The sequence below is a fragment of the Bradyrhizobium sp. SZCCHNR1051 genome (genome assembly GCF_032489615.1).
Classification (GTDB): Bacteria; Pseudomonadota; Alphaproteobacteria; order Rhizobiales; family Xanthobacteraceae; genus Bradyrhizobium.
In genome coordinates, this window is the sequence record NZ_JAUEYJ010000027.1 from 108128 (window position 1) to 134273 (window position 26146).

Consider the following 26146-nt stretch of genomic DNA (forward strand, 5'->3'; position numbering starts at 1 on the left):
AGGCAACAGATATCATATTTACGAACAGATATTTGTTCTTACCTTCATTGGTATACAACAAACGGAGGAAATATGATGTCGATTGCATATGATTACGAGCGCGGCTTGAGGACGACGTCTTATCTGACGAAGCCGTTCCAGCTCTTGATCGGCGGCCGGCATGTTCCCTCGGTTTCGGGACGCACCTTCACCTCGCTCAATCCTGCAACCGAGCAGGCGATTGCGACGGTCGCCGAGGGCAATGCCGAGGATGTCGATCTCGCGGTCGCCGCGGCCCGCAAGGCCTTCGAAGGGCCGTGGCGGACGATGCGTGCAGCCGAGCGCGGCGCGATCCTTCTGAAATGGGCGCATCTGTTGGGCGACCATGCTGACGAGATCATCGAGCTCGAAAGCCTCGATGCCGGCAAGCCGGTGTCGGCGATCCTGCGCCAGGATCTTCCCGCCGCCATCGATACGCTCACTTATTACGCCGGATGGGCCGACAAGATCAGCGGTGAAGTCGTCTCCACGCGCGATGATGCGCTGACCTATACGGTGCGCGAGCCGGTCGGCGTGGTCGCGGCGATCGTGCCGTGGAATTTCCCGCTGATGATCGGGATGTGGAAGCTCGCGCCGGCGCTGGCCTGCGGCTGCACCGTCGTGATGAAGCCCGCCGAGCTGACGTCGCTGTCGGCGCTGCGGATCGGGGAGCTCGCGCTCGAAGCCGGACTGCCGCCCGGCGTTCTCAACATCGTGACCGGCCCTGGGCGCACTGTCGGCGAGGCGCTGGTCAACCACCCCGATGTCGACAAGGTCACGTTCACCGGCTCGCCCGGCGTCGGCCGCGGCATCATGAAGGCGGCGGCCGGCAACTTCAAACGGGTGTCGCTCGAGCTCGGCGGCAAGTCGGCCAACATCATCTTCGACGATGCGAACATCGAGGCCGCCGCGAAGGCTGCGGCCAGCGGCATCTTCTTCAACACCGGGCAGGTGTGCTCGGCCGGATCGCGGGTGCTCGTGCACGAGCGCGTGTATGACGAGGTGGTCGATCGCCTGACTGCGCGGGCGCAGGCGTTGCGGATCGGCGATCCGCTCGATCGCGCCACCTCGCTCGGACCGGTCATCTCCGAACGGCAGATGAAGACGATCCTCGACTATGTCGACATCGGGCGCAACGAAGGCGCCACGCTCGTCACCGGCGGCCAGCGCGCGGCCGCCCGCGGCTATTTCGTCAGCCCCGCCGTCTTCGCTGGCGTCACGCACGACATGCGGATCTCGCAGGAGGAGATCTTCGGACCCGTGGTCAGCGTGATCAAGTTCAGGGACGAGGCCGAGGCGCTGCGGATGGCGAACGGCACGGCTTACAGCCTGGCCGCAGGCGTCTGGAGCCGCGACATGGGGCGCGTCCATCGCTTCGCTAAGCGCCTGCGCGCCGGCACCGTGTGGATCAACACCTATGGCTACACCGATGTGCGGCTGTCTTGGGGTGGCGATCGTGACTCCGGACTGGGCCGCGAGCACGGCACGGCCGCGCTGGACAACTTCACGGAGCCGAAGTCCGTCTGGATGAACCTCGCGGTGTGAGCCAGGCGTCGGTTGACGCGGACGGCCGCCATTCGCATCGGCGGCCGTCTGCGCGATCCAACGGATCAGTCGGCCTTGGCGCCGGTCGGCGGCCGGCGTGTCGGCGTCTCCGATGGCCTGTGAGAAGCACGATGGCCGTCGTGTTTGTTGCCGTTGCCGTCTCCGATCGCTGAGTCGGTCAGCAATCGTCGCGGCAGGATCACAAGCCAATCCACAGTGCTGCGGCACGGTGCCGCGCCTTTGACAAGTACCGCAGGGCGTGGTCGTCTGCTTCTTATAATGAACCCGTTCGCGTCGCCGCGACACCACTACGTCGAGCTCCACTGATCGGGCCCTGATTGGAATTGTTTCGAATTGGACTTGCGCATGTTGACTGCAGATGAGATTGCGCACGTCAAGTCGTCGTTCGACTTGGTATTTGCCAATGCTACACAGATGACGACGACGTTCTATGATCGCGTGTTCGAGCTCTTGCCGGAATGCCGCGCGATGTTTCCAGCCGATATGGACGTGCTGAAGCGCGATTTCATCGCGACGCTTGCGGTGCTCGTCGGCAGCCTCGATCAGATGACCGGACTTCTGTCGAGCACCGACATCCTCGGCCGCAATCATGCGCGCTATGGCGTCAAGCCGGAGTACTATCCGGTGGTCGGGGAGGCGCTGCTGTGGAGCCTCGCCAAGGGGCTTGGTCCGCATTGGAACGATGAGGTGGAGCATGCCTGGCGCAAGGTCTACGGCATCATCGCCCAGCGGATGATCGCAATTTCGGTCGGCGCTCGGCGGCCCTGATCCGGATCTAGCTGCGCACGATCGAGCCGGAGCGGCCGACGAGACGCGCGAGCTGCTTGAAGCGTCCGCCGACACGGTCGGCGACGAGGTCGACCATCTGGTGCTCGAACACCAGCATCAGCTTGCGATCCTGGGTGCGGAAGTGCGTTGCGGGCAGCACGCCGGGTCGCGCCGCGGAGATCAGATGCGCGACCCGAAACGCGGTGCCGAGCAGGCGCGCACGATCGATCTGGGCCGGGCTCAGCTGCTCGGTGAGGGCAGGCGCCGCCGCCTCGTCGCGCAGGCCCTCGTAGCGGAAGAACACCGACAGCGCGACGAAGATGCGGCCCTCGTGGTTGATCGAGCCGAAATTGCCGTTCAGAACGATGCCGTAGGTCTGCTCGCCGCGATGGTCCGGATGCATGCGCCAGCCGATGTCGGACAGCAGGCAGGCGGCGTGCCGCAGCCGGCGCTCGTCCTCGGTCTCGCGCATGTGCATCACGCGGAACAGGCGGTCGGTCCAGTCGATCAGCTCGCGGGCATGCTGGGCCGAGCGCGACAACAGCTCGTTGAGGCCCTGGGCCGCGCAGAGCAGCCCGTCCTTGGCGCGCTCGGCGTCGGGAAGCTTGGAGTAGAGCAGGCCCTCGCGCACGCCGAAGGTCGAGAACACGACCGTCGTCGGCCTGGCGACGCGGATGATGTGCTCGAGCACCAGCGCGGCATAGGCGAGCAGCGGGCGCCGCGCCTCGGCGATCGCTTCGATGTCGGCCAGCATGTCGGCGGCGACGAGACGGCGCAGCCGGCGCACGAAGGCCAGCGCATCGGCCGCCGGAATCGCATAGCCGTGCATCACCCCGAGCGGATAGCCGCTCTGGATGATGTGGATGCGCGCCAGCGCGCGCCAGGTGCCGCCGACCGCATAGAAGGTGCGGTTCTGGCCGGCCAGCAGTTGCGGCAGGTCGGTCAGCGCCTCGCGCGCGATCCGCTCCGCCTTCTTCAGCGATTTCTCGGCGAGATCCTGCAGCGCCAGGCTGCCGAGCGGCAGGGTGACGCCGCTGCGGACCTGGTGCCCGCGCACGTCGATCAGCTCAAGTGAGCCGCCGCCGAGATCGCCGACGATGCCGTCGGGCTTGTGAATGCCGGAGATGACGCCGAGCGCCGAATAGCGCGCCTCTTCGGGGCCGGTGAGGATCTGGATCGGGGCGCCGCAGATCTTCTCGGCCTTGGCGATGAAATCAGCGCCGTTCGAAGCATCGCGGCAGGCGGCGGTCGCGATGGCATGAACTTGCCCCACCCGCTGCACCTTGCACAACGCGCGGAAGCGCTTCAGCGCCGTCAGCGCCTTGTCGACGGCATCGGCCGCGAGCAGGCCGGTGGTCTGGACCTCGCGACCGAGCCCGCACAGCGCCTTCTCGTTGAACACGGTGACGAGACTGCGTTCCATCGCCTGGTAGACGACGAGGCGGACCGAGTTCGAGCCGATGTCGATGACACCGACGCTCGCGGCCCTCGTGCCGGGCCGCTTCACCACGGCATGTCCCGGCGCAGAAGGCCCCGGTGCAGACAGCCCCTATGAAGGAGGGCGTTCATTCCGGCGCGTGAGCCGGCGCGGCGATGATTCCTTGAGCGACTTTCCACGGCCGGACAGACTCGGATTCGTCATGAAGTAATTGTGCAGGTTGAACGGCTCCTCGCCCTTCGCGGCCTTCATACGCGTTGACGACCCATCCGGCAACAATTGCCAGCTCTGCTCGGTGTCCTTGAGGTTCGCGACCATGATCTGTTCCAGAACCTGCTGATGCACGGTAGGGTTCTGAAGCGGGCACAGCACCTCGACGCGGCGGTCGAGATTGCGCGGCATCATGTCGGCCGAGGAGATGTAGACGGCGGCCTTGGCGCTCGGCAGGCCCTGACCCATACCAAAGCAGTAGATGCGGCCATGCTCGAGGAAGCGGCCGATCACCGATTTGACGCGAATGTTCTCCGACAGTCCGGGGAGGCCGGGACGCAGGCAGCAGATGCCGCGCACGATCAGCTCGATCGACACGCCGGCCTGCGAGGCCTCATACAGCGCGTCGATGATGTCGGGATCGACCAGCGAGTTCATCTTCATCCAGATCACGGCCGGCTTGCCCTGGCGGGCGAAGCTGGTCTCGCCGTGGATGTGTTCGATCATGCGCTTGCGAAGCGTGAGCGGCGACACCGCCATCTTCTCGATGTCGATCGGCTCGGCATAGCCGGTGATGTAGTTGAACACCCGCGTCACGTCGCGGCCGATCACCGGGTCGGAGGTGAAGTAGGACAGGTCGGTGTAGATGCGCGCCGTCACCGGGTGATAGTTGCCGGTGCCGGTGTGGACATAGGTCGTGAGGCTGCCGCCCTCGCGGCGTACGACCATCGACAGCTTGGCATGCGTCTTCAGCTCCAGGAAGCCGTAGACCACCTGCACGCCGGCGCGCTCCAGATCGCGGGCCCAGCGGATGTTGGCCTCCTCGTCGAAACGCGCCTTGAGCTCGACCAGCGCCGTCACCGACTTGCCGGCTTCGGCAGCTTCCACCAAAGTGCGCACGATCGGCGAGTTGTTGGAGGTGCGGTACAGCGTCTGCTTGATCGCGACGACGTCCGGGTCGCGCGCCGCCTGCTGCAGGAACTGCACGACGACGTCGAACGACTCGTAAGGGTGATGGACGATCAGGTCCTTCTGCCGGATGGCGGCGAAGATGTCGCCGCCATGGTCGCGGACACGCTCAGGATGGCGCGGCACATAGGGCACGAATTCGAGGTCGGGCCGGTCGACCCGCGTCAGTTGCGACAGCTCGTTCATCGCCAGCACGCCGTCGACCAGGAACACCTCGTCATCGGTGGTCGAGAGCGCATTCTGCACGAAGCGGCGTAGCTCCTCCGGCATGTTGGCCTCGATCTCGAGCCGGATCACCGAGCCGCGACGGCGCCGCTTCAGCGCGGTTTCGAACAGCCGCACCAGGTCTTCGGCCTCTTCCTCGATCTCGATCTCGCTGTCGCGGATGATCCGGAAGGCGCCCTGGCCCTTCACGGTGTAGCCCGGAAACAGCCGGCCGATGAACAGGCCGGTCGCCTGCTCGAGGGTGATCAGGCGGATCACGCCATCCTTGGAGCCGGGGAAGCGGATGAAGCGGTCGATCTTGCCGGGCATTCGGATGAGGGCGTTCATCGGACGCCCGTCGGCGGAGCGGATCAGCTGCAGCGCCACCGTGAAGCCGAGGCTCGGGATGAACGGGAACGGATGCGCCGGATCGATCGCCAGTGGCGTCAGCAGCGGGAAGATGTTGGCGAGGAAGTGGTCCTCGATCCAGGCGCGCTCGCTCTTGGTGACGTCCTGGCCGTCGACCAGCACGATGCCGAGCTCGCCGAGAAACTTGCGCAGGTCGCGCCAGATCGCCTGCTGGTCGATCGCGAGCTGTGAGACGGTCTCGTTGATCAGCTTCAACTGCTCGGTGGGTGTCAGCCCATCCGGGCTGCGCTCGGCGATGCCCTCGCGGACCTGGGCGCGGATGCCGGCGACGCGGACCATGAAGAATTCATCAAGGTTGTTGGCGGAAATCGACAGGAAGCGCACCCGCTCCAGGGCGGGATGGCGCGGATTGACCGATTCCTCCAGAACGCGGCGGTTGAAGTGAAGCCAGGACAGTTCCCGGTTGATGAATCGCTCGGGGCTCGAGGCAATCTCGAAGGACGGCGCCGCGACCGGTTCTTTCTCTGAAAGTTCAGTAACTTGCTCGGTATCCATCGGAATTCGATCCATATCCATCCAGTCGCGAATGGTCGACCGTAGCCCAATCTGGGTAACCAGGGGATGACGTTGCCGGCACCATTGAGGTTCCGTCGCCAACCGCCGTCAAGATGGCCGCCGGTCACAGCGGGCGGAGCAGCTCCGCCGCCAGCGCCCGGGTGACCGGCCGTCCGAGCCGCAGGGACTCGTTGTCCAGCAGCGCGATGGTCTGGCGTGCCGCCGCATAGGAGCGCTCGATGTGGCTTGCGAGATAGCTGACCACGGTCTCGTCGATCGCCAGTTGCCGGTCGGCGGCCAGCTTGACGATCAAGGCACGGAACAGCTGGTCGTCGGGCGGCAGCAGCGTGACGACCGGGACGGCGCGCAGCCGCGACCTCAGATCGGCCAGGGCGACGGGCAGGGCCGCCGGGGCCTCGCGCGCCGTGATCAGCACGAAAGCCTCGTCCTGGCGGGCCAGGTTCAGCAGGTGAAACAGCGCCCGCTCGTCGAGATCGGTTGCCGTCAGATCCTCCAGCACCAGCGCGCCGGTGGCGAGCGCCCCAGGGACCGCGCTCGCCTCGAGGGCATGCGCGGACAGGGATCGGGCTCCAGCCTGCTCGGCCCAGATCGCGGCGAGGTGGCTCTTGCCGGAGCCGTCGGGGCCGACCAGGAACATGGTCCGCGCCGGCCATTCCGGCCAGGCGTCGACCAGAGCGAGCCCGGCCGCGTTGCCTGGACCTTCGAAGAAATTGTCCCGCGTCAGGCTCTCCGCATGCGGCAGTGCGAAGGCCAGCTGACGAGGGGGGATATGGCCGGCCAAGGTCGAATTGCTCCGTATCGTGGGGTGCGTGAGGTCAGGACGGGCCCTCAGCGGAGGATCACCGGACCTCGATGGTGCTCATGTGGCGCACCCAGTCGACGAGATACAGCCCGACCGACACGAGGGTAAAGACCGTGACCAGCGCCATCAGCACCACATCGTAGGGCTTGGGCTCGAAGCCGAAGCTGAGCGAGGCCAGCACGAGCGCTGCGAATCCGACCTGGGCGACCGTGTTCAGCTTGGACACCATCAATGGCTTCATCGCGACCGGCCGGTCGAACAGCCAGGACACGATCACCGCCGAGACGATCATGATGTCGCGCGAGACCACCAGGATGACGATCCAGCGCGGGATCGCGCCCCAGATGCCAAGCGTGACGAAGATCGAGACCAGCAGCGCCTTGTCGGCGAGGGGATCGAGCAGGGCTCCCAGTTCGGACCGCAGGTTGAAGCGCTTTGCCAGGAAGCCGTCCACGGCGTCGCTCACCCCCGCGACCACGAAGACCAGAAACGCGATCTCCATCTCGCCGGCCGCAATGGCCCAGACGACGATCGGAACCAGCAGGATTCGACCGAGCGTGATCAGATTGGGGATACTGTGGGGAATGGTCACGCAGCGGGTCCCGACGACAACGATCAAAAGACAACCCGATTCCGAAACAGGGCGAACCGGTACGGTTCCTAGATAGTATGGGGACGAGCCCCTTGCGAGCCATTGCGCGCGGCCGGATTCCGACGTAACCAGCGGCCAGATTAGGGGTTTTTACCATGACCGAGCGCAAGAACGGGCTCACTTATGCAGATTCGGGCGTCGATATCGATGCCGGAAACCGTCTGGTCGATCTGATCAAGCCCATGGTGCGCGCAACCGCCCGCGCCGGCGCGGATGCCGAGATCGGTGGCTTTGGCGGCCTGTTCGACCTCAAGGCCGCCGGATTCAAGGATCCGGTGCTGGTCGCCGCGACCGATGGCGTCGGCACCAAGGTGAAGATCGCGATCGAGACCGGGCTGCATGGCGGCATCGGCATCGACCTGGTCGCCATGTCGGTCAACGATCTCGTCGTGCAGGGCGCCGAGCCGCTGTTCTTCCTCGACTACTTTGCCTGCGGCAAGCTCGACCCGGAGGCGACGGCCTCGATCGTCGCCGGCGTCGCCGAAGGCTGCCGGGAATCCGGCTGCGCGCTGATCGGCGGTGAGACCGCGGAAATGCCGGGCCTCTACAAGGACGGCGACTACGATCTTGCCGGTTTCGCGGTCGGCGCCGCCGAGCGCGGCACGCTGCTGCCGTCGCCGGACATCGCGGCCGGCGACGTGGTCCTCGGCCTCGCTTCATCCGGCGTGCATTCCAACGGCTACTCCCTGGTGCGCAAGATCGTCGCCCAGTCCGGCCTCGGCTTCGATGCGCCGGCACCGTTCGCGCCGGTCCTGACTCTCGGCGCGGCGCTGCTGACGCCGACCCGGCTCTATGTGAAGTCGTGCCTTCGCGCCATCCGCGAGACCGGTGCGGTCAAGGGGCTCGCGCACATCACGGGCGGCGGCTTCACCGACAACATTCCGCGCGTGCTGCCGAAGCATCTCGGCGTCTCGATTGATCTGACGGGCCTGCCGGTGCTGCCGGTCTTCAAATGGCTGGCGGAGCAGGGCGGCATTGCCGAGCGCGAGCTCTTGCGCACCTTCAATTGCGGGATCGGCATGATCGCGATCGTCAAGGCCGAGGCCGTCAATACCGTCATCGAGGTATTCGCCGCCAATGGTGAGCACGTTGCCCGGCTCGGCGAGGTCGTTGCCGCCGCGGGCGATGAGCGCGTGATTTACACCGGCGCCCTCGATCTGGCCCTGTGAGACGAGTGAGCCGATGAAGCGCCGCGTCGCCATCCTGATCTCGGGCCGTGGGTCGAACATGGCCGCGCTGATCCACGCGGCGGCGCAGCCGGATTTTCCGGCCGAGGTCGCCATTGTGATCTCCAACCGAGCCGATGCGGCCGGACTGCAGAAAGCGCAGGAGAGCGGCGTCGCGATCGAAATCATCGAGAGCAAGCCGTTCGGCAAGGACCGCGCAGGGTTCGAAGCCAGACTGCAGCAGGCGCTCGATGCACGCGGCATCGAGATCATCTGCCTGGCCGGTTTCATGCGCCTGTTCACGGCGGAGTTCGTGCAGCGCTGGTACGGAAGGATGCTCAACATTCATCCGTCGCTGCTGCCATCATTCCCCGGCCTCGATCCGCACGGCCAGGCGCTGCGTGCCGGCGTCAAGCTGTCAGGCGCCACCGTGCATTTCGTCATTCCGGAGACGGATGCAGGTCCGATCGTGATGCAGGGCGCGGTCGTGGTCAGGGACGACGATACGCCGGACACGCTGTCGACGCGCATTCTTGGCGTCGAGCATCGCATCTATCCCGAGGCGCTGAAGCTGCTGGCCAAGGGCCTGGTGCGGCTCGAAGGCGATCTCTGCCGGACGTCGTCCGTGGTGCAGGCCGATCACGCGCTGATCTGGCCCGTCGTCCGTTAGCTGTCGCCGGACGAAAAAAATCCCCGGCGGGGCCGGGGCACATCAAGGCTGACGAAGTCTGATCATCCGCGGCAAGCGAGCGTGACGCGGAACTCGTGAGTTGGCTTTCGAACGCGCGCTGTGGCGCCCTCCGCCGGGACGATGCTCACGAGAGCTTCAGGTTCTCTGCCGACGTCTTGCCGCGGCTCTCCACCAGATCATATTCGATCGTCTGGTTCTCGTTGAGCGTGGTCAGTCCAGCACGCTCCACGGCCGAGATATGGACGAACACGTCCTTGTCTCCGCCAGCCGGTTTGATGAAGCCATATCCCTTGGTCGGGTTGAACCACTTCACGCTGCCCTTGTAGGTCGGCATCGCTGTCTCCTCGTCTAGACGAAAAAAAGACGCGGCCACGCTCACGCGTGCCACGCCACAAACGGGCTTCCGGGGATCTGCTCAATTTCCGAAGTCGCGAAACGCACAGTCGAACGGCCAATCCGATTGTGCTGGAGATTGCAACACGATTTTCCGCCGATATCAAGTTCGGCGGATCGATGAGAACGCGTCGCGACGTCACGTCACCGGCTGCTGCTGCACTGCGTGGCTTGTGGCGCTAGAACCACAAATCCTTGCGGTGCAGCCGCGGCATGGTCAATCTCATTGACCGCGATCGGGAACTGCGGACAAATCGACGCGGCAATATGAAGCGAATTCGAGCGGGCGGCGAACGGGGCATCGATGCGCGGGGCATCTCAGGCCAAGCGGGGCAGGCGACGGTGCACCCGTGTACCCGGGGCGGCGCTGCTGGCCATCGTCGCCTTCGGTATGGCCGTCGCGTCTTCGCCGTGCGCCGCGCAGGCCGGCCTGCCGAGCATAGCCGCTAGCCCGACACCAACGCCGAGCCCATTGCCCAGTCCTGCACCCGGCGCGATCAGTTCCGAACGCTCGTCCGGCCAAACCGTGCTCGATCTCGGCTCGAGCTTCCTCGAACGGCTCGGCACCCAGGCCACGCAGGGCGTCACCCGGCTGCAGCGGAGCAATCCGGGGGGCGAGGGTGCGCCGGAGGCTTCGGAACAGGCTCGGTTCCGGACTTGGGGCGAGATGTATGGCGTGACGGTCCGCAGCAATGCGCAAGGCGACTTCGTTGGCGACAAGAGGACGACTTGGGGCGGTGTCGCCGGTATCGGCATGCGCCTCGTGCCGGGCGTGAACGTCGGACTATCCGTTGACCAGAGCCGGACCAGGGTCGATGTGCCGCTGGCGCTGCAATCGGCGACGCTCGATCTCACACAGTTCGGGTTCAACGCCTCGGTCGACCGGGGACCCTGGACCTGGGCGATCGCGATCGTCCATGGCTTCGGCGGGATCAATGCGCGGCGCGACACCAGCCTCGGTGCGGCGACGTCGGTCTACGGCGCCCACATCACGGGCGTGCTGAGCGAGCTCGACTACTACTGGAGCATCGGTGAGAGCCGGATCGTTCCGAAGCTCGCCTTCGAATACACCCGCGCCACGACCGCGGCATTCCAGGAATCGGGCGGGCTCGATCCGCTGTCGGTCAGCGGCACCTCGCTGGAGCGCGCCCGCGTTCTCGTCGGCGCCGAATTCGGCCGCTACTTCATCGTCGACGGCAGGGTCCTCGACGTCTCGGCCTATGGCAAGCTCGTCGACAATTTCAGCCAGAATCTCGGCGCGGTGACCGTGAGCCTCGGTCCGCAGAGCATCACGCTGCAGGGCCTTGGCGAGGGCCGTTACGGCGCCGACGCCGGCGCGGCACTGTCGCTATCCTTGAACCGAACGTCACGCCTCTATCTGAACTACGATGCGAAGCTGCGTTCGGCGCTGCAGTCGCATCAGGGGACGCTCGGCGTCGAGTTGAAGTGGTAGGTCGTCAGACCGGTTTCGGCGCGACGTAGCCGCCGAAGCCGACGACATCCCGCGCGGACGCCATCAGAGGCACGAGCTCCAGCGGATGGATGAACTCGTCCCGGAAGCAGGCATGGACCTTCGGATCGAAGATGCGCTTCAGCCAGTCGATGACGACCTTGTGCCGGTCGGAGTTGCGAAACTCCTTGTGATAGGTCAGCCACAGATCCATGTGGTAGTTGATGCCGAGATCGACCGGAACGAGCGGCGCCCCGAGCGCGACCGCCGATGTCGGCAGGAAGCCGATGCCGGCGCCGCGCTCGACCGCGTAGAGCACGGCAACGCTGGAATTGGTGGAGATGCCGACGATGCCCTCGAGCGACTCCAAGCCGAGGATGCGCGCATAGCCCGTCTCGTCGAGCTGCACGCCGTGCTGCTTGATGATGCGGTGGTTCTTGAGATCCGCCAGCGATGTCGGCAATCCATGCGCGTCGCGATAAGCTTCCGACACGAAGCCGTAGATGTGCAGACGGCCGAGCTTCACAACGATCACGTCGGGGTTGGTCGGTCGTTCGAACTGAATCGAGATGTCAGCCTCCAGCCGCGACACGTCGGCCTGCTGCATCGCGCAGCTCAGATCGACCGTGATCCTGCGATAGGTCTTCTGGAAATCGATCAGTCGCGGCAGGATCCAGAAATTGCCGGGGCCTTCGGTCACGGCGACGCGCACCGACCCTTGAGTGTCGGTCGACAGCGAGGCGCGCCGGAAGATGTTGAAGCTCAGCCGCTCCATCTGCTCGACGTCGAACAGCAACGATCGTCCCTCGTCGCTGAGCGACAGGCCGGATTGATCACGGATGAAGAGCTTGAATCCGAGCTCGTCCTCGAGCCGGTCGATCTTGCGCATCAGGGTTGTGCCGGTCAGTCCGAGAACATCCGCCGCGTTTCGGAAGCTGCGGTGACGTGTACAAAGCAGAAATGCTCTCAAATCCTCCCATGAAGGGTTAAGCGTTTCGTCAGACTTCCTGTGCTGCGTGGATGCAGCACCCCGATGCAAATGTTGCCGCATACACTCCAGCCCCGACAAGTATGATGACGTTATCAAAGCCAAGCTGGAAACATAGATGCAGAACCTGCACCGCGGAAGCACAGAATTCACGCTGCGACATCAGCTCGACGCGCTGCCGCGGACGGATCGGGTCACGGCTCAGGCGGTCACGCTCGATCGGCTCGGCGAGCTCGCGGCGCTCGCGCGCCGGGAAATACCGGGCGTTCGTGCCTCGGAACACGAACTTGCGGAGTTCTTGCGGCACGATCCGGACTCGATCTTCGCGCTCTACCGCGGCAGGAACTTGCTCGGCGGCATAGCCTTCCTCTATCTCAACTGCTCAGGCCTCGATGCGTTGCTCCTGGATGAGTTCAATTTGAATGATCCGCCGCGCAGATTTCTGGCGCGGCCGGACGAAGACGTAGCTGCCATCTATGTCTGGGCGCTCGTGGCGCAAGGGCGAGGAGCAATCGGCCTCGGCAACGTCGCGCAGGCGCTGCGAGGCGCGAGATTTCGCGCCGCCGACTACTACGCACAACCGTCGAGTCCGGAAGGGCGCGCGTTTCTCGGCGCACTCGGCTTCACGCCGGTTCCAAGCTTTCAGCCCGATCTCTGGTGGTATCAGCGGCCGTGGAACCGGCTGCCCGAGATGATCGCGCCTTCGATCCAGTCGATCACGAGTTTCGGACAAGGGAGCATCGCGGATGCAAAGCATTAGTTCGGCCAGGGCGGCAAAGACAAATCCGCGCGCGATCACGGTGCGCATCGCGCGTGATCCGAATGACCTCATGCTCGTCACGGCGATCCGCTCGGCGGTCTACCTGACCGAGCAGGATTGTCCGATGGAAGAGGAGTTCGACGGCAACGATCTGGTTGCAGCCCACTTCCTCGGTTTCGTCGGCAACGAGCCGGCTGGATGCGTGCGCGTGCGCTTCTTCGGCGACTTCGCCAAGGTCGAGCGGCTCGCGGTGCGCCATCAGTACAGGCGCTCGCGACTGTCGTTCAAGCTGGTTCGCGAGGCGCTCGACTATTGCAGGCGCAAGGGCTTCAAGAAGGCCTATGGCCACGCGCAGGATCGTCTCGTCGATTTCTGGGCGCATTTCGGCGCCAAGCCGCTCGGCCATAATCGCAAGCTCACCTTCTCGGATTTCTCATACACTGAGATGGTGCTGGACCTTGAGCCGTGCGACGACGCGATCACGCTCGACAGCGATCCCTACATGATCATTCGTCCGGAAGGGGACTGGGACCGGCCGGGCGTGCTCGATCTCTCGGCCGGCCGGCCGGCGTCCTCGCCCTTGCGCGACTTCGCCGCAGCGAGACAGTGATGTCGAGCCGAGATCTGTTCGGTGCCACCGAGGTGGATCCGCCGGTTCTCGTCTGCGCCGATCTGCAATGCGAATATCTCGCCGAGGGACGCAGGCATCTGATCGCCGATGGCGATGTCGTCACGGCGCGGTGCCGGCAGTTGATCGCGCTCTGGCGCGACAACCTGTGGCCGGTCGTCCATCTCAAGCGGATCGCACAGGCGGCCTGGTTCAATCCGGCCTCCAACCTGACGAACTGGCTTCCGGACTTCAAGCCGACCCCAGGGGAGCTTGCGTTCGAGCATCCACTGCCGTCGGCCTATAGCTCGGCTCGGTTCGCCGAGTACATGGCGAACATGCGCAGCATGCGCTGCGTGCTGCTCGGCTTCTCGCTGGACGAGACGATCCTCTCGACGGTGGTGGACGGTTTTCACCGCAGCCACCGCTATCAGGTGATCGGAGACGCCGTCGCATGCCGGCAGGCTTGTGCCGGCGACGCTGCGTTGTACAAGCTGGTTGTAACCAAGGTGATTGGCAATTTTGCCGGCGTCCTCGACAGTGCCGAGCTTATCGGCGCCGGCGGCCGGCTCGCGGTGTGACCGCGGCGGATATTGGCGGTATCATCCTGAGGCGAGTCGTTCGGCCAGATCGATAATCATACGGCGATCGGCCGGATCGCTGATCTTGTTGAACGCGACGACGAGGCGAAGGGCCTCGACGACGTGCAGGTCGACCGGATTCTCGCTGAGCAGCCGCAGCAGCTTCTGTTCCGGCGGTTCGCAATCGTCTTTGCTCACGCGGCAGCTCCAGGACCGAGACCACGACATGACCCGAGAGGAAGAGCTCAAAGAGCTGGCGAGCAGCCTCCAGGCGGCCATCGCGAAAGCGCGCCAGCTCAATCTGCCGACCAGCGCCTACATTCTTTCGATGGCTCTGGTTGAGGTGTCTCAGACAATCGAGGCGGAGTTGAGGGGGCAGACCAGCGCCGAATGATGGGCAGCATTATGGGCGGCCGTGCCGCCTGCTGCAATCAACTGGGCAAACTCCGGAAGACGTAGCCGCTGCGATGCCCGTCAGGCCCGGTCGACCCGGACGACGCGGCCCTTCTCGATCGCGAGCGCGAGCTTGCCATGCTTCAGCGCCAGCGCGGCCTCGCCGAACAGCTCGCGGCGCCAGCCCTGCAGCGCAGCAACGTCGGCATTGTCGTCGGCGGCGATCTGCTCGAGATCGTCGACGGTGGCGATGACCTTGCTCGCCACGGCATGGCGCTCCGAGGTCATGCGCAGAAGGACCTTGAGCAACTCGACGATCGCAGCGCCATTGGAGTTGTTGCGCGGCTTTTCCAGCTTGGGCAGGGCGGCGAGATCGCGCGCCAGCCCGCGCTGCACGGCGGCGACGATGTCGGAGCCCCATCTTGAGCGCTCGAAGCCCTTGGGCAGCGAGCGCAGATTGCCGAGCTTCTCGATCGTTGTCGGGGCATGGGTGGCGATGTCGCCGACCGCGTCGTCCTTCATCACGCGGCTGCGCGGCACGTCGCGGCTCTGCGCCTCCTGCTCGCGCCAGGCCGCGACCTCGATCAGCACCGCGAGTTCCTTCGGCTTGCGGACCCGCGTCTTCAGCCGCTCCCAGGCGCGCTCGGGATGGAAGTCGTAAGTCTTCGGCGAGGTCAGGATCTCCATCTCCTCGCTGACCCAGTCGCTTCGCCCGCGCTTCTTCAGGTCGGCATCGAGCGCGGCAAACACGTCGCGCAGATGGGTGACATCGGCCTCGGCGTAATGCGCCTGCTCCTTGGTCAGCGGCCGCCGCGACCAGTCGGTGAAGCGGTGGGTCTTGTCGGGGCGGTGGCCGGTGATGCGCTCGACCAGCTGGTCGTAGGCGATGCTGTCACCGTATCCCAGCACCATCGCGGCGACCTGGGTGTCGAAGATCGGGTGCGGCACGATGCCGGCGCGGTGCCAGATGATCTCGATGTCCTGGCGGGCGGCGTGGAAGACCTTCAGGACCTTCTCGTTCGCCATCAGCTCGAAGAAGGCTTTGAGATCGATGCCCTCGGCAAGGGCGTCGATCACCACGGCCTCGTCCGGGCTCGCCATCTGCACGACGCAGAGCAGGGGGTAGTAGGTGGTCTCCCGCAGGAACTCGGTATCGACGGTGACGACCGGGTGCTGGGCGAGGCGGGCGCAGGCGGCCGCGAGGTCCGCGGTGGTGGTGATCAAGTCCATGAACGATCCATGACGAGGCACTTACGCCGTCGTCCGAAAACGCTGACAAGTCAAGGGTGTCGGCAAAGGGGAAGGAACGAAATTCGTCTTCGCTTGTCGGCCCAAACCGCCCGGAACGCAAGCGCTCCGGTGTCAGCTGATCGCTCTATGGTTGACGATGGGCGGTCCGGGGTGGCCTCAGTGATGCCGGACGCGGCCCGACGGCCGCCGCGCCGAGGGCACGGCGAGCACGATCAGGCACAAGGCGATCATCGCCAGACCCATGAATTCGAACACCAGCGCGTCCACGTGCGCGACCTCCCGACTTGTTGCTTCAACTTGTCGGGGCTGCGTTGATCGTTTCTTAAGGACCCGGGCGTGACGCCGGCCATGGTGGACGCGAGGTTAAGGCAGGGAGCTTGCCGTTTACGTGCCGCAGAACGTCTGCAGCACGCGTTCCTGGGGCTGTGGCGGCTCGGCATAGGCGGCCTGGTCCGGCTGGTCGTCGTACGGCCGGGCCAGCACCGCATGCAGCTCCTCGAACGGCGCGTAGTCGTCGTTCTCGACCGCCGCGGTGATGACCGCCTCGATGCGATGGTTGCGCGGGATGAAGGCCGGATTGACCTTGCGCATGGCCTCGCCCCGCTCCGCCGCCGTCTGCGGTTCCTCCGCGAGGCGCCGGCGCCAGCGCTGAGCCCATTCGTCGAAGTCCGTGGGATCCTCGAACAGGGCGCGGACCTCGCTGAGATCGCCGCTGCCGGCGGCGTCGCTGAGACGGCGGAACGTCAGCGTGAAATCGGCTCGGGCCGCCGCCATCGCATCGAACAATGCCTGCGCCAGCGGCTGGTCGCCCTCGCGTTGCGTGAACAGGCCGAGCTTGCGGCGCAGCCCCGCCTGGTGCGCGTCGGTGAACTGGGCGGCAAAGCCGTCGAGCGCCGCCTCGGCCTCCTTGATCGCCTGGTCCTTGTCGTCGCCGAACAGCGGCAGCAGGCATTCGGCGAGCCGGGTCAGGTTCCACATCGCGATGCGCGGCTGATTGGCGAAGGCGTAGCGGCCGAACTCGTCGATCGAGGAGAACACCTGCTTCGGGTCATAGCCGTCCATGAAGGCGCAGGGGCCGTAATCGATGGTCTCGCCGGACACCGAAGTGTTGTCGGTGTTCATGACACCGTGGATGAAGCCGATTAGCAGCCAGTCCGCGATCAGCCGCGCCTGCCGCGTGATCACAGCGTCGAGCAGAGCGTGGTAGGGCGGCTCGGTTCCGGCGAGGTCCGGATAATGCCGGCTGATGACGTGGTCGGCGAGCCGGCGCACGGCGTCGGTGTCCTGGCGCGCGGCGAAATACTGGAACGTGCCGACCCGGATGTGGCTGGTCGCGACCCGCGTCAGCACCGCGCCGGGCAGGGCGGTCCCGCGATAGACCTGCTCGCCGGTGACGACCGCCGCCAGCGACCGGGTGGTCGGGATGCCCAACGCGGCCATCGCCTCGCTGACGATGTATTCGCGCAGCACCGGCCCCAGCGCGGCACGGCCATCGCCGCGGCGCGAGAACGGGGTCGGCCCGGAGCCCTTGAGCTGGATGTCGCGGCGCACGCCGTTGCGGTCGACCACCTCGCCGAGCAGGACCGCCCGGCCGTCGCCGAGTTGCGGCACGAAATGCCCGAACTGGTGGCCGGCATAGGCCATCGCGATCGGCTCGGCGCCCTCCGGCACGGTCTTGCCGGCCAGGATCTCGGCGCCCTCCGGCGTCTCCAGCTCGGCCGGGTTCAGCCCCAACTCCGCGGCGAGAGGCCGGTTCAGCTTGATGAGACGAGGCGCTGCGACGGGGGTCGGCGCCACCCGGGCAAAGAAATTGTCCGGCAGCGTGGCGTAGGAGTTCTGGAAGGGGAAATGCACGGTCATACCGTCCAAGATAGGCGCGAGGAGGCCGCTTTTCGAGCCCAAACGGCCGCCAGATGAGCGTTTCAGCACCAGCTCAATTCGGCGGCAGCGCGCCTGGTTGCATCGGTGGCTCGAGCGAGGCGGCCTTTTCCCCGCTGCAAGGCGGAAAAGGAGCCGTTCCTGCGGTTGCCGCGCCGGGGCGGCTCGGCTAAACCCTGCGCGCATTCGGAGCGCGCCTTTAAGGGCTGCGCCGATTCCTTCTCCTCACGACGACCATTCAGGACGACCATGCATCGCTACCGGACCCACACCTGCGGCGCGCTCCGCGAGAGCAACATCGGAGAGACGGTCCGGCTGTCCGGCTGGTGCCATCGCATCCGCGACCATGGCGGCGTCCTGTTCGTCGACCTGCGCGACCATTACGGCATCACCCAATGCGTGGTCGATCCGGACTCGCCGGCGTTCAGCCTGGCCGAGAAGCTGCGCTCGGAATGGGTCGTGCGCATGGAGGGCAAGGTGCGCCGCCGCCCGGCCGGCGCCGACAACAAGAGCACCGACAATGACGATCTGCCGACCGGCAAGATCGAGCTCTACGTGTCCGACATCGAGGTGCTCGGCCCCGCGGACGAGCTGCCGCTGCCGGTGTTCGGCGAGCAGGAGTACCCCGAGGACATCCGGCTGAAATACCGCTTCCTCGACCTGCGCCGCGAGAAGCTGCACCAGAACATCATGACGCGCGGCGCGATCATCGATTCGATGCGCCGGCGCATGAAGGAGCAGGGCTTCTTCGAATTCCAGACGCCGATCCTGACCGCGTCGTCGCCGGAGGGCGCGCGCGACTTCCTGGTGCCGTCGCGCATCCATCCCGGCAAGTTCTACGCGCTGCCGCAGGCGCCGCAGCAGTACAAGCAGCTGCTGATGATGTCGGGCTTCGACCGCTACTTCCAGATCGCGCCGTGCTTTCGCGATGAGGATCCGCGCGCCGACCGCCTGCCGGGCGAGTTCTACCAGCTCGACGTCGAGATGAGCTTCGTCGAGCAGGAGGATGTGTTCGCGGCGATGGAGCCGGTCATCACCGGGGTGTTCGAAGACTTCGCCAAGGGCAAGCCGGTGACCAAGGGTTGGCCGCGCATCCCGTTCGCCGAGGCGATCCGCAAATACGGCTCCGACAAGCCTGATCTGCGCAACCCGATCGAGATGGCCGACGTTTCCGAGCACTTCCGCGGCTCCGGCTTCAAGGTGTTCGCGCGCATGCTCGAGGACCCCAAGAACCAGGTCTGGGCGATCCCGGCACCCGGTGGCGGCAGCCGCGCCTTCTGCGACCGCATGAACTCGTGGGCGCAGGGCGAAGGCCAGCCGGGCCTGGGCTACGTAATGTGCCGCGGCGACATTGAAGGCGTTCTGGATGCAAACAACGACGAGGAGCGGCGAGTTCGCGATCGCGTAGAAGAGTTGCGCAAGAAGAATGAAATCATCGAGGCCATTAAAGTATTGGAGGAATGGCAAGCCAAAAACCCAGGCAAGTCTACAGGGGCTCAGAAGATTGTTGTGGGAGCTGGACCAGTAGCGAATAATCTCGGTCCAGATCGTACTGCGGCTATTCGTGAACAGCTCGGACTTAAGGAGGGCGACGCTGCCTTCTTTGTTGCCGGCGATCCCGACAAGTTCTGGAAGTTCGCAGGCCTCGCCCGCAACAAGGTCTCGGACGAGCTGAACCTCGCCGACAAGGATCAGTTCAAGCTGGCCTGGATCGTCGATTTCCCGATGTACGAGTACAACGAGGACGACAAGAAGGTCGACTTCTCGCACAACCCGTTCTCGATGCCGCAGGGCGGCCTCGAGGCGCTGCAGACGCAGGACCCGCTGACCATCAAGGCGTTCCAGTACGACATCACCTGCAACGGCTACGAGATCGCCTCCGGCGGCATCCGCAACCACAAGCCGGCGGCGATGGTGAAGGCGTTCGAGATCGCAGGTTACGGCGAGCAGGAGGTGGTCGACCGCTTCGGCGGCATGTACCGCGCCTTCCAGTATGGCGCCCCGCCGCATGGCGGCATGGCCGCCGGCGTCGACCGCATCGTGATGCTGCTCTGCGGCACCACCAACCTGCGCGAGATCTCGCTGTTCCCGATGAACCAGCAGGCCATGGACCTGCTGATGGGCGCGCCGTCGGAAGCCAGCACGAAGCAGCTGCGCGAGCTGCACATCAAAACCAACCTGCCGAACAAGTAGTTCGGCGGACTGAGGTTGATGCTCGAATCTTCGTCATTGCGAGCGCAGCGAAGCAATCCGGGGTGCCACGAGGACTCTGGATTGCTTCGTCGCCTGCGGCTCCTTGCAATGACGATCGTGTGGGGATCGCAGAGCGGTCGTCACGGGTCGCGCATCGTTCACGCGACCGAACGGCCCGGCAGCATCCGTGTCAGGACGCCGTCGCGGCGGACGACGTGATGAAACAGCGCGGCCGCGACGTGCAGGGCCACCACGATCCACGCGATCCCTTTGCCGACGACATGGTGGATTGCGTCGACCGGCGGCTCGAACGCCTCCCAGCTGATCCCCCAGCGCGTCTCGATCCAGCCGAATAGCGCCGTCTCACGGAAGTTCGGCAGCGCGAACGCTCCGAAGTCGGTGGCGGCATCGGTGCCGATATAGCCGGTCAGCGGCATCAGGATCAGCAGCACGTACAATCCCCAATGCGCGGCGTGCGCGAGCCACGCCTCGGCATGTGATGCATGCGGCTGATCGGGCTGAACGTTGACGAGCCGCCACAGCAGGCGAGGCAGGACGGACAGGCCGACGATCATGCCCAGCACCCAATGGACGTTGAGCACGGGCAAGGCGTCCGGGGAAGTATCGTCCATGAACCAGATGACATAGTACACGACGGCATAGGCCGCGATGAAGGCCGCGGCGCCGGTCCAGTGGAAGAGCTTGGCGATCGCACCGAACTCCATCGTCGTATTCTTCCATGGCATCACGAACCTCTTCCCACCGCTATGAGCTGCGATCTGCTGCTATCGCCAAAATCGGCAGCGAGCCAGCGGTGGGCCGGCGGGTCAGGACGCTTCTCCCGTCAATTCAGTCTCACCTCGTCGTTATCGGATGCTGAGCTGCGGCATGTCGTCGCCGGTGACTCGAGACTGCGGCGCAAGATGACCCAGCCTTGAAGGCGTCGCCCGGCATTTGATGGTCTCGCGTTAATGCTGGTTAAGACTGCGAACAACTTCGTCCGGGCATCCCGATGGCGTCCAGGCGGCTCCGGAGACCCCTCGCGCATCGCGCTGAGCTCTTCGACCGGCCGGTGAAGCCGGTCGCCATGCCCTGCGGCAAACTGTTGATTCTGAGAACTAATCGTTCGTGCCGCCTGTTAGTTCGGCTGGTTGCGCGACACGGCGCGAAACACGATCGAGCGGTGCGCCCCGCTATGAGTTCCAGGCGACCGCGATCGGCCGAATGGATATTGCGGTGTCATGCAACCTGTCTTTAATAGGAAGCCTGTCTGACTCATGATGTGAACTTAGCCAACCAATCACAAGAAGACGGATAGTTCAAAATGACCGTTCGCTGGTGTGCGCTCCTTCTCGGAACCTGCTTCTTCGTCCCTGCCGCCTCCGCTGCTCCCATTTCCCCCGATGTCGTTCGTGATCTCGCCGCCCGCGTCGGTCCGGTCGTCGGCCAGGCCGCGACGTGCCGCGAGATCGCCCAGGGGCGCGTCCAGACCATCATCGATCAGTTCAGCGAAGTGATCCGCCAGGGCTCTTCGAACGGCGGCGAGCGCGATGGGCTCATTCGCACCTTCAACAGCTACATCGCCGAGGGCCGCGGCCGGGTCGCGTCCTCGCAGGTGAGCTGTCAGACCGCAGAACGCCAATTGGCGGAGTTGGAGCGGTCGCTCAGCCAGCAGCAGTCGGCGGCTCCGTCGCTGTCCTTCGCGCTGGCGCCCTCGACCGCAGCCGCGTCGACGCAGCCCACGGCCAACCTGCCGCCTCCGCTTCCGCACGGCGTCAGCGACACCGAGATCCGGTTCGGCACCGTCATCCCGTTCTCCGGAGTCCGCAAGGAGTCCGCGCGCCAGATGAAGCTCGGCATCGAGACCGCCTTCAATCGCGCCAACGACGCCGGCGGGATCAACGGCCGCAAGCTGCGGCTGATCGCGGCCGACGACGGTTATGATCCGACGCGGACGCTGGGTGCGATGACGCAGCTCTACGAGAAGGACCAGGTGTTCGGCTATATCGGCAACATGGGGACCGCCAACAACGCGGTGGCGATCCCCTACGCGCTGGAGCGCCGCGCGCTGTTCTTCGCGCCCTACAGCGGCTCCGCCGTCGTCCGCCGCGATCCGCCCGACCGCTACGTCTTCAACTATCGTGCGAGCTATGCCGAAGAGACCGCGGCGATCGTGCGCTACCTGATGAAAGTCAAGCGCATCCCGGCGAAGCAGATCGCCGTATTCGCGCAGAACGACGCCTATGGCGACGACGGCGCCAACGGCGTCGCCAAGGCATTCCGCGCGCTCGGCATCACCGATCCGATCATCCGCTATGGCTTCCCGCGCGGCTCGCTGGACGTCGACGAGGCCGTCGGCAAGCTGAAGGCGCAGACCAAGCCACCGATCAAGGCCGTGATCATGATCGCGACCGACCGCGCCGCGGCGAAATTCATCGAGAAGACCCACGAGGCGGTTCCGGGGCTGATCTACGCCAACATCTCGGCGGTCGGATCGTCGTCGCTCGCCGCCGAGCTGAAGCTGCTCGGCTCGAAATACACCAACGGCGTCATCGTCACGCAGGGCGTTCCATCGGTCGCCGGCTATTCGAGCCTGGTGCTCGACTACAAGACCGCGCTGGACAAGTACTTCCCCGGCGAGGCGCCGGATTACACCTCGCTCGAGGGCTTCATCTCGGCGAGCATCCTGATCCAGGCGCTGAAGCAGACAACGCCGCTCGAGACCGAGCGGCTGGTCGACACGCTGGAGTCGATGCAGAGCATCGACCTCGGGCTCGGCAGCAAGCTCTCCTTCGGACGCGCCGAGCACCAGGCCTCGCACAAGATCTGGGGCACCGCGCTCGACGAGACCGGCACCTACCAGGCGATCGAGCTGGAATGACGGGCGGGGGGCGGCACGACGCAGCCGAGCTTGTCGTCCCCCGTCAGCGCCGCAGTGCAAACGACGTCCCCCCGGCCGGCTTGCGGCCGGCCGGGCGACACGGATCCGACCTCGAGACCATGGTGAGCCGGAACTGTTCGACGGATACTTCATTGACTTGCAGGCGCAACAACCGTGAGCGACCGCAATGTCCATGCGAACACAGATTTCGGCGATGGTCTTCATGATGGTTCAGGCCGTGCTGTTCGGTGCGGGAGTTCTGACGATTCTTCTCACGCCGCTCAGCAATCACGCGATGCTCGCAATGCCGGTCATGATTGCCCTGAGCGTGGCGCTGTCAGCCATCGTCTCGTGGCAGATCGCACCGCGGCTGCGCGCGCGATATTGGCGCCGGCGTGGAATCAACCACGACCTGATCTCGGGCTGACGCCGGAGAGAAGCCGGCAACCGCCCTGGCTCAGCACTTCAGCTCGCTTCTGCGTCCGGCTGTCATCTGCTTTGCGGCGCAGCATCGAAACAGGCAATGTCGTTTGAACCAACGCTGACCCGCACGGTTAGACAGCATTCTCTTGGAGGATGAACCATGCGCGTTCCAGCAGCAGCGACCGTCGTGTTAATATCCTCTTGTCTCCTCTCGGCAGGCGCGTCAGCTCAGCAGGCCGACAGCACGCCGGGAACCAGCCAGACCCAGGCCGTTCCCGTGCAGCCGGAACGCACGCCCCAGCAGTCGGACCAGGCCCGTGAACGCGAGCGCCAGAGAGCCGAAGACACGCGGGTGAACCGCGACTGGACGGCACAACAGCGCGACGACGACCGCATGGGCATGGATCGCATGGACATGGATCGGATGCGCCAGCACCGCATGGGCCGGATGATGGATCAGGACATGGATCATCGCACCACGGGCCGAAACGCGCGAATGCAGCGCGATGATGACGACATGGATCGTCGCGCGCGCAGCTCCGAGGGGGATCGGCCCTACCGGCGCGTCAAGATCTGCTACGAATACGAGAACGGCGACGAGCTCTGCCGCTATCGCGACTAGCTCCGGCAGGGGCGATCGCAAAGACGCATCGTGCTCGTGCGCGCCGGCATAGCAACGCCGACACGCGGCGGTCATGTGCGCATGGAACGTGAATAAGCGCCAGCTGGTCCGGGCGGTCAGCTTGTGCGCCGCGCCAACAACAGCGCGCCGCCAAGGCTGCACATGACGGCGCCCGACGCCTGCCGCATCCGCGTCACGAGGCTCGGCCGGTGGGCGAGACGATGCCGCGCCTTGGCGGCCCAGAACGTCACGATCAGGTCGACGCTGGTGTTGAGCGTCACCGAGATCAGCCCGAGCACGACGAACTGCGCGGCGACAACCCCTGCAGGGTCGACGAATTGCGGGACGAAGGCGAGGAAGAACGCCGCCGTCTTCGGGTTCAGCGCCTCGACGATGATGCCCTCGCGAAACGCGCGCCGGCTGCCGGTCGTCGTTACTTCGGTCGGTTCTGCGCCCCAGGCCTCACGCCAGGTCTTGATGCCGAGCCAGATGAGATAGAAAGCACCGGCGATCTTCAGTGCGGTGAACGCTTCCGCGCTCGCCATCATCAGCGCCGATAGCCCGAGCCCACCGGCGAAGACGTGCACGAGGCCACCGAGCCCGAGCCCCACGCTGGACGCCAGCCCCTCGCTCCGCCCGCCGGCCAGCGTGCGCGCCACGATGTAGAAGATGCCGGGGCCGGGCGTCAGCGCGACGACGAGGGCGGCGGAGAGGAACAAGAGGAAGGTGTGCAGGTTGGGCATGCGGCGAATTTCGTGTTACGCCAAGGTCGTGCCTTTTAGGCCAGTTCGACGAGCGGGCGAAGTAGCCCGACGGGGTTTGCTGCTATCGAGGCGGTCTGAGGCTGTAGACGGCCCAAACTACCATCTTCTTTCTATAACACCTCGGATCAAAAGAGCCACGCTGCCTCCTATTGATATCTCACTCGAAGACCTGGCCGCCGCCGGCGCCAGCGCTTCTATCGCGGAGCTGTCACGCTTGGCCTGAAAATACGTTAGGTCAACTTGTAGGCGCGCTTGGTGGTTGTCTGCGTTCTCGGCTACGAGATAAGCTTGCGCCGAAGCCACCGGATCGACGGGCAGGTCCATCCGCCGGGACACCTTTATGAACATAACCAGTAGCGGTCTGAACTACACGTCAGCGTCCTTTGCTCTTGTAGCTGCAGCGTTGTGGCTTTGGTCTGCAAGGATTCCCACTCCGAAATCCGTCCGTCAAATCGACTTCGGCCACATAGCGGCTAACCTCGATAGTGACGTCGAGCCAGAACAGACGGACGACCTGCAGAAGCTCGCGCTTGCCCTCACCCGGCAGAGCAGACTGAGTTCGGCCGCGGCAACGGCAGCGGCCGTAGCAGCGTTGTTTCAGGCTGCCGCGACTTACCTGGCGGTTGGTCCGTAGGCTCCGGTCGGAGGCAGTTAAAGAGCGATTCCGGTGGACATCCGGTGGACTGTCAGACCTTAAATGAGCCGCGTGCTAAGGTAGATTAGAGAGGCTGAGACAACTGCACGCCATGGGAAAGTCCAAAGGGCCAAGAGTAAAGCCGCGCCCCAAGCAGCCAGATCCCCCGAAAAGCGAGCCGCCGAAACCATCACGTAGTTGGCTAAGGCTCTGGGCGAGGCTCAAAAAGGTTTGGAAGCTCCTCGCCGGGGCGGTGGCCGCCGTCTCGGCCGTGCTTGGCATTTACTCCCAGACCATTCCCGAAATCGAACTGCAAGGTCCGGACGCGTTACCGTTCGCACTTCCGTATGTTGTCAGGAACCCCAGTTGGCTGCTCAGCATGACCGACGTCGTTCTCTCGTGCAGCCCCAGCCCTGGTGGCTCGCTGCAGATCGGTAATATCATTCTGAACAACAAAACGGATGGCGATATCAAGTTTCACGATGCCGTGCGCCCCGTGGACATGCGGCCTGGACAGAAATGGTTCTTCCGATGTCCGATCACCAACGCTACTGGGAGTCAGTTTAGAGGTACGATCCATCCACTAGTTGAGTATCGTACTCTCGGGATCCGGAGGACACACGTCGGTCTAGACCAAACGTGGTTTTCGGACGCCAATCCGCCCAGATGGGTTCAAGGCCAAGCACCGCCTCGCTAGATGTCAGTCGTTGACTATTGAGTTATATCCTGCGTCTCTCTGTGGCCGACGGGCAATCCCCGCATCCCCGCCATGCGCAAACTGCCCGTCGTGTTAGTTTGTCGCAATCATTCCGCTTGCACCGTCGAGGCTGGGCAAGAATCCGAATTAGGGGGGTGAGAGGGCTCGGCGCGGTGCAATTTCGAGCCATGACTGCATCATG

At 64.9% G+C, this 26146-nt stretch carries 24 protein-coding genes; 13 read left to right on the forward strand and 11 right to left on the reverse strand.

Annotation, left to right across the window (positions count from 1 at the left end):
- Nucleotides 1-75 precede the first annotated feature (75 nt).
- Together QW868_RS28985 and QW868_RS28990 are read left to right on the forward strand one after the other, a co-directional pair.
- Nucleotides 76-1563: an aldehyde dehydrogenase family protein gene (locus QW868_RS28985; RefSeq protein WP_316232120.1), complete on the forward strand. Its 1488-nt coding sequence runs from the start codon at nt 76-78 to the stop codon at nt 1561-1563.
- A gap of 366 nt (nt 1564-1929) precedes the next feature.
- Nucleotides 1930-2352: a globin family protein gene (locus QW868_RS28990; RefSeq protein ID WP_316232121.1), complete on the forward strand. Its 423-nt coding sequence runs from the start codon at nt 1930-1932 to the stop codon at nt 2350-2352.
- A 7-nt stretch (nt 2353-2359) separates the two neighbouring features.
- Here QW868_RS28990 and ppx read toward each other — a convergent pair whose 3' ends face one another.
- The 4 genes from ppx to QW868_RS29010 form a co-directional block, all read right to left on the reverse strand.
- Nucleotides 2360-3859, reverse strand: a complete 1500-nt coding sequence (gene ppx, locus QW868_RS28995) for an exopolyphosphatase (protein WP_315739460.1) — start codon at nt 3857-3859, stop codon at nt 2360-2362.
- Nucleotides 3860-3901: 42 nt separating this feature from the next.
- Nucleotides 3902-6097 (reverse strand): RNA degradosome polyphosphate kinase, encoded by a 2196-nt coding sequence (locus QW868_RS29000; protein ID WP_316232122.1) that lies wholly within the window; start codon nt 6095-6097, stop codon nt 3902-3904.
- A gap of 124 nt (nt 6098-6221) precedes the next feature.
- Entirely contained in the window at nt 6222-6899 is a 678-nt protein-coding gene (locus QW868_RS29005) for a DnaA ATPase domain-containing protein (protein WP_316232123.1), read from the reverse strand.
- 58 nt (nt 6900-6957) lie between these two features.
- On the reverse strand, nt 6958-7512 hold the full coding sequence (locus QW868_RS29010; protein ID WP_315739423.1) for a CDP-alcohol phosphatidyltransferase family protein: 555 nt from the start codon (nt 7510-7512) through the stop codon (nt 6958-6960).
- Between the two features lie 155 nt (nt 7513-7667).
- On the opposite strand from QW868_RS29010, the gene purM reads away from it, so the two are divergent.
- Together purM and purN are read left to right on the forward strand one after the other, a co-directional pair.
- Nucleotides 7668-8741 carry a phosphoribosylformylglycinamidine cyclo-ligase gene (gene purM, locus QW868_RS29015; protein ID WP_315739425.1) on the forward strand — a complete coding sequence of 358 codons (1074 nt, stop codon included), beginning with the start codon at nt 7668-7670 and terminating at the stop codon, nt 8739-8741.
- Nucleotides 8742-8754: 13 nt separating this feature from the next.
- Nucleotides 8755-9408, forward strand: coding sequence for a phosphoribosylglycinamide formyltransferase (gene purN, locus QW868_RS29020; RefSeq protein ID WP_315798811.1), 654 nt, complete (start codon nt 8755-8757; stop codon nt 9406-9408).
- 145 nt (nt 9409-9553) lie between these two features.
- On the opposite strand, the gene QW868_RS29025 is transcribed toward purN, so the two are convergent.
- On the reverse strand, nt 9554-9763 hold the full coding sequence (locus QW868_RS29025; protein ID WP_315712366.1) for a cold-shock protein: 210 nt from the start codon (nt 9761-9763) through the stop codon (nt 9554-9556).
- A 363-nt stretch (nt 9764-10126) separates the two neighbouring features.
- On the opposite strand from QW868_RS29025, the gene QW868_RS29030 reads away from it, so the two are divergent.
- Nucleotides 10127-11275 carry an autotransporter outer membrane beta-barrel domain-containing protein gene (locus QW868_RS29030; protein ID WP_316232124.1) on the forward strand — a complete coding sequence of 383 codons (1149 nt, stop codon included), beginning with the start codon at nt 10127-10129 and terminating at the stop codon, nt 11273-11275.
- 4 nt (nt 11276-11279) lie between these two features.
- Here QW868_RS29030 and QW868_RS29035 read toward each other — a convergent pair whose 3' ends face one another.
- Entirely contained in the window at nt 11280-12323 is a 1044-nt protein-coding gene (locus tag QW868_RS29035) for a LysR family transcriptional regulator (RefSeq protein WP_315739428.1), read from the reverse strand.
- A gap of 55 nt (nt 12324-12378) precedes the next feature.
- Between QW868_RS29035 and QW868_RS29040 the strand changes: the two genes are divergently transcribed.
- The 3 genes from QW868_RS29040 to QW868_RS29050 are packed head-to-tail and all read left to right on the forward strand — an operon-like array spanning nt 12379 to nt 14208.
- Nucleotides 12379-13020, forward strand: coding sequence for a hypothetical protein (locus QW868_RS29040; RefSeq protein ID WP_315755723.1), 642 nt, complete (start codon nt 12379-12381; stop codon nt 13018-13020).
- Nucleotides 13007-13630 carry a GNAT family N-acetyltransferase gene (locus tag QW868_RS29045; RefSeq protein ID WP_315739430.1) on the forward strand — a complete coding sequence of 208 codons (624 nt, stop codon included), beginning with the start codon at nt 13007-13009 and terminating at the stop codon, nt 13628-13630. The genes QW868_RS29040 and QW868_RS29045 overlap by 14 nt, the downstream gene beginning before the upstream one ends.
- Nucleotides 13630-14208: an isochorismatase family protein gene (locus QW868_RS29050; protein WP_315739431.1), complete on the forward strand. Its 579-nt coding sequence runs from the start codon at nt 13630-13632 to the stop codon at nt 14206-14208. The genes QW868_RS29045 and QW868_RS29050 overlap by 1 nt, the downstream gene beginning before the upstream one ends.
- 21 nt (nt 14209-14229) lie before the next feature.
- On the opposite strand, the gene QW868_RS29055 is transcribed toward QW868_RS29050, so the two are convergent.
- Nucleotides 14230-14406 (reverse strand): hypothetical protein, encoded by a 177-nt coding sequence (locus QW868_RS29055; RefSeq protein ID WP_315739432.1) that lies wholly within the window; start codon nt 14404-14406, stop codon nt 14230-14232.
- A 28-nt stretch (nt 14407-14434) separates the two neighbouring features.
- Between QW868_RS29055 and QW868_RS29060 the strand changes: the two genes are divergently transcribed.
- Nucleotides 14435-14602 carry a hypothetical protein gene (locus QW868_RS29060; protein WP_315739433.1) on the forward strand — a complete coding sequence of 56 codons (168 nt, stop codon included), beginning with the start codon at nt 14435-14437 and terminating at the stop codon, nt 14600-14602.
- An 80-nt stretch (nt 14603-14682) separates the two neighbouring features.
- On the opposite strand, the gene rnd is transcribed toward QW868_RS29060, so the two are convergent.
- Nucleotides 14683-15831, reverse strand: a complete 1149-nt coding sequence (gene rnd / locus QW868_RS29065) for a ribonuclease D (RefSeq protein WP_315739434.1) — start codon at nt 15829-15831, stop codon at nt 14683-14685.
- Nucleotides 15832-16236: 405 nt separating this feature from the next.
- Nucleotides 16237-17712, reverse strand: coding sequence for a protein adenylyltransferase SelO (locus QW868_RS29070; protein WP_316232125.1), 1476 nt, complete (start codon nt 17710-17712; stop codon nt 16237-16239).
- 267 nt (nt 17713-17979) lie between these two features.
- Here QW868_RS29070 and aspS point away from each other — a divergent pair, with 267 nt between their 5' ends.
- The gene (gene aspS, locus QW868_RS29075) at nt 17980-19923 is read left to right on the forward strand and encodes an aspartate--tRNA ligase (protein ID WP_316232126.1); all 1944 of its coding nucleotides are present in this window, start codon (nt 17980-17982) and stop codon (nt 19921-19923) included.
- A 158-nt stretch (nt 19924-20081) separates the two neighbouring features.
- On the opposite strand, the gene QW868_RS29080 is transcribed toward aspS, so the two are convergent.
- Nucleotides 20082-20669: a cytochrome b gene (locus QW868_RS29080; RefSeq protein ID WP_316232127.1), complete on the reverse strand. Its 588-nt coding sequence runs from the start codon at nt 20667-20669 to the stop codon at nt 20082-20084.
- A gap of 578 nt (nt 20670-21247) precedes the next feature.
- Here QW868_RS29080 and QW868_RS29085 point away from each other — a divergent pair.
- The 3 genes from QW868_RS29085 to QW868_RS29095 all read left to right on the forward strand — a co-directional run bounded on the left by QW868_RS29085 (nt 21248) and on the right by QW868_RS29095 (nt 23849).
- A complete protein-coding gene (locus QW868_RS29085) occupies nt 21248-22804 on the forward strand; it encodes an ABC transporter substrate-binding protein (protein ID WP_316232128.1) in 1557 nt (518 codons plus the stop codon).
- A gap of 187 nt (nt 22805-22991) precedes the next feature.
- The gene (locus tag QW868_RS29090) at nt 22992-23231 is read left to right on the forward strand and encodes a hypothetical protein (RefSeq protein WP_316232129.1); all 240 of its coding nucleotides are present in this window, start codon (nt 22992-22994) and stop codon (nt 23229-23231) included.
- 156 nt (nt 23232-23387) lie between these two features.
- Complete coding sequence (locus tag QW868_RS29095) at nt 23388-23849, forward strand: hypothetical protein (RefSeq protein WP_316232130.1); 462 nt, start codon at nt 23388-23390, stop codon at nt 23847-23849.
- A 116-nt stretch (nt 23850-23965) separates the two neighbouring features.
- Here the strand turns inward: QW868_RS29095 and QW868_RS29100 are convergent, their stop codons facing one another.
- A complete protein-coding gene (locus QW868_RS29100) occupies nt 23966-24592 on the reverse strand; it encodes a LysE family translocator (RefSeq protein WP_316232131.1) in 627 nt (208 codons plus the stop codon).
- Nucleotides 24593-26146 lie beyond the last annotated feature (1554 nt).

Bases quoted from the DNA above. Each gene is read 5' to 3' on its own strand.
- QW868_RS29025 (WP_315712366.1), bottom strand. From the start codon at position 9,763: ATGCCGACCTACAAGGGCAGCGTGAAGTGGTTCAACCCGACCAAGGGA.
- rnd (WP_315739434.1), bottom strand. From the start codon at position 15,831: ATGGACTTGATCACCACCACCGCGGACCTCGCGGCCGCCTGCGCCCGC.
- QW868_RS29050 (WP_315739431.1), top strand. From the start codon at position 13,630: ATGTCGAGCCGAGATCTGTTCGGTGCCACCGAGGTGGATCCGCCGGTT.
- QW868_RS28990 (WP_316232121.1), top strand. From the start codon at position 1,930: ATGTTGACTGCAGATGAGATTGCGCACGTCAAGTCGTCGTTCGACTTG.
- QW868_RS29040 (WP_315755723.1), top strand. From the start codon at position 12,379: ATGCAGAACCTGCACCGCGGAAGCACAGAATTCACGCTGCGACATCAG.
- QW868_RS29085 (WP_316232128.1), top strand. From the start codon at position 21,248: ATGACCGTTCGCTGGTGTGCGCTCCTTCTCGGAACCTGCTTCTTCGTC.
- purM (WP_315739425.1), top strand. From the start codon at position 7,668: ATGACCGAGCGCAAGAACGGGCTCACTTATGCAGATTCGGGCGTCGAT.
- QW868_RS29000 (WP_316232122.1), bottom strand. From the start codon at position 6,097: ATGGATACCGAGCAAGTTACTGAACTTTCAGAGAAAGAACCGGTCGCG.
- QW868_RS29090 (WP_316232129.1), top strand. From the start codon at position 22,992: ATGTCCATGCGAACACAGATTTCGGCGATGGTCTTCATGATGGTTCAG.
- QW868_RS29060 (WP_315739433.1), top strand. From the start codon at position 14,435: ATGACCCGAGAGGAAGAGCTCAAAGAGCTGGCGAGCAGCCTCCAGGCG.
- QW868_RS29045 (WP_315739430.1), top strand. From the start codon at position 13,007: ATGCAAAGCATTAGTTCGGCCAGGGCGGCAAAGACAAATCCGCGCGCG.
- QW868_RS28985 (WP_316232120.1), top strand. From the start codon at position 76: ATGTCGATTGCATATGATTACGAGCGCGGCTTGAGGACGACGTCTTAT.
- QW868_RS29080 (WP_316232127.1), bottom strand. From the start codon at position 20,669: ATGCCATGGAAGAATACGACGATGGAGTTCGGTGCGATCGCCAAGCTC.
- QW868_RS29030 (WP_316232124.1), top strand. From the start codon at position 10,127: ATGCGCGGGGCATCTCAGGCCAAGCGGGGCAGGCGACGGTGCACCCGT.
- QW868_RS29035 (WP_315739428.1), bottom strand. From the start codon at position 12,323: ATGCGGCAACATTTGCATCGGGGTGCTGCATCCACGCAGCACAGGAAG.
- purN (WP_315798811.1), top strand. From the start codon at position 8,755: ATGAAGCGCCGCGTCGCCATCCTGATCTCGGGCCGTGGGTCGAACATG.
- QW868_RS29070 (WP_316232125.1), bottom strand. From the start codon at position 17,712: ATGACCGTGCATTTCCCCTTCCAGAACTCCTACGCCACGCTGCCGGAC.
- QW868_RS29100 (WP_316232131.1), bottom strand. From the start codon at position 24,592: ATGCCCAACCTGCACACCTTCCTCTTGTTCCTCTCCGCCGCCCTCGTC.
- QW868_RS29095 (WP_316232130.1), top strand. From the start codon at position 23,388: ATGCGCGTTCCAGCAGCAGCGACCGTCGTGTTAATATCCTCTTGTCTC.
- aspS (WP_316232126.1), top strand. From the start codon at position 17,980: ATGCATCGCTACCGGACCCACACCTGCGGCGCGCTCCGCGAGAGCAAC.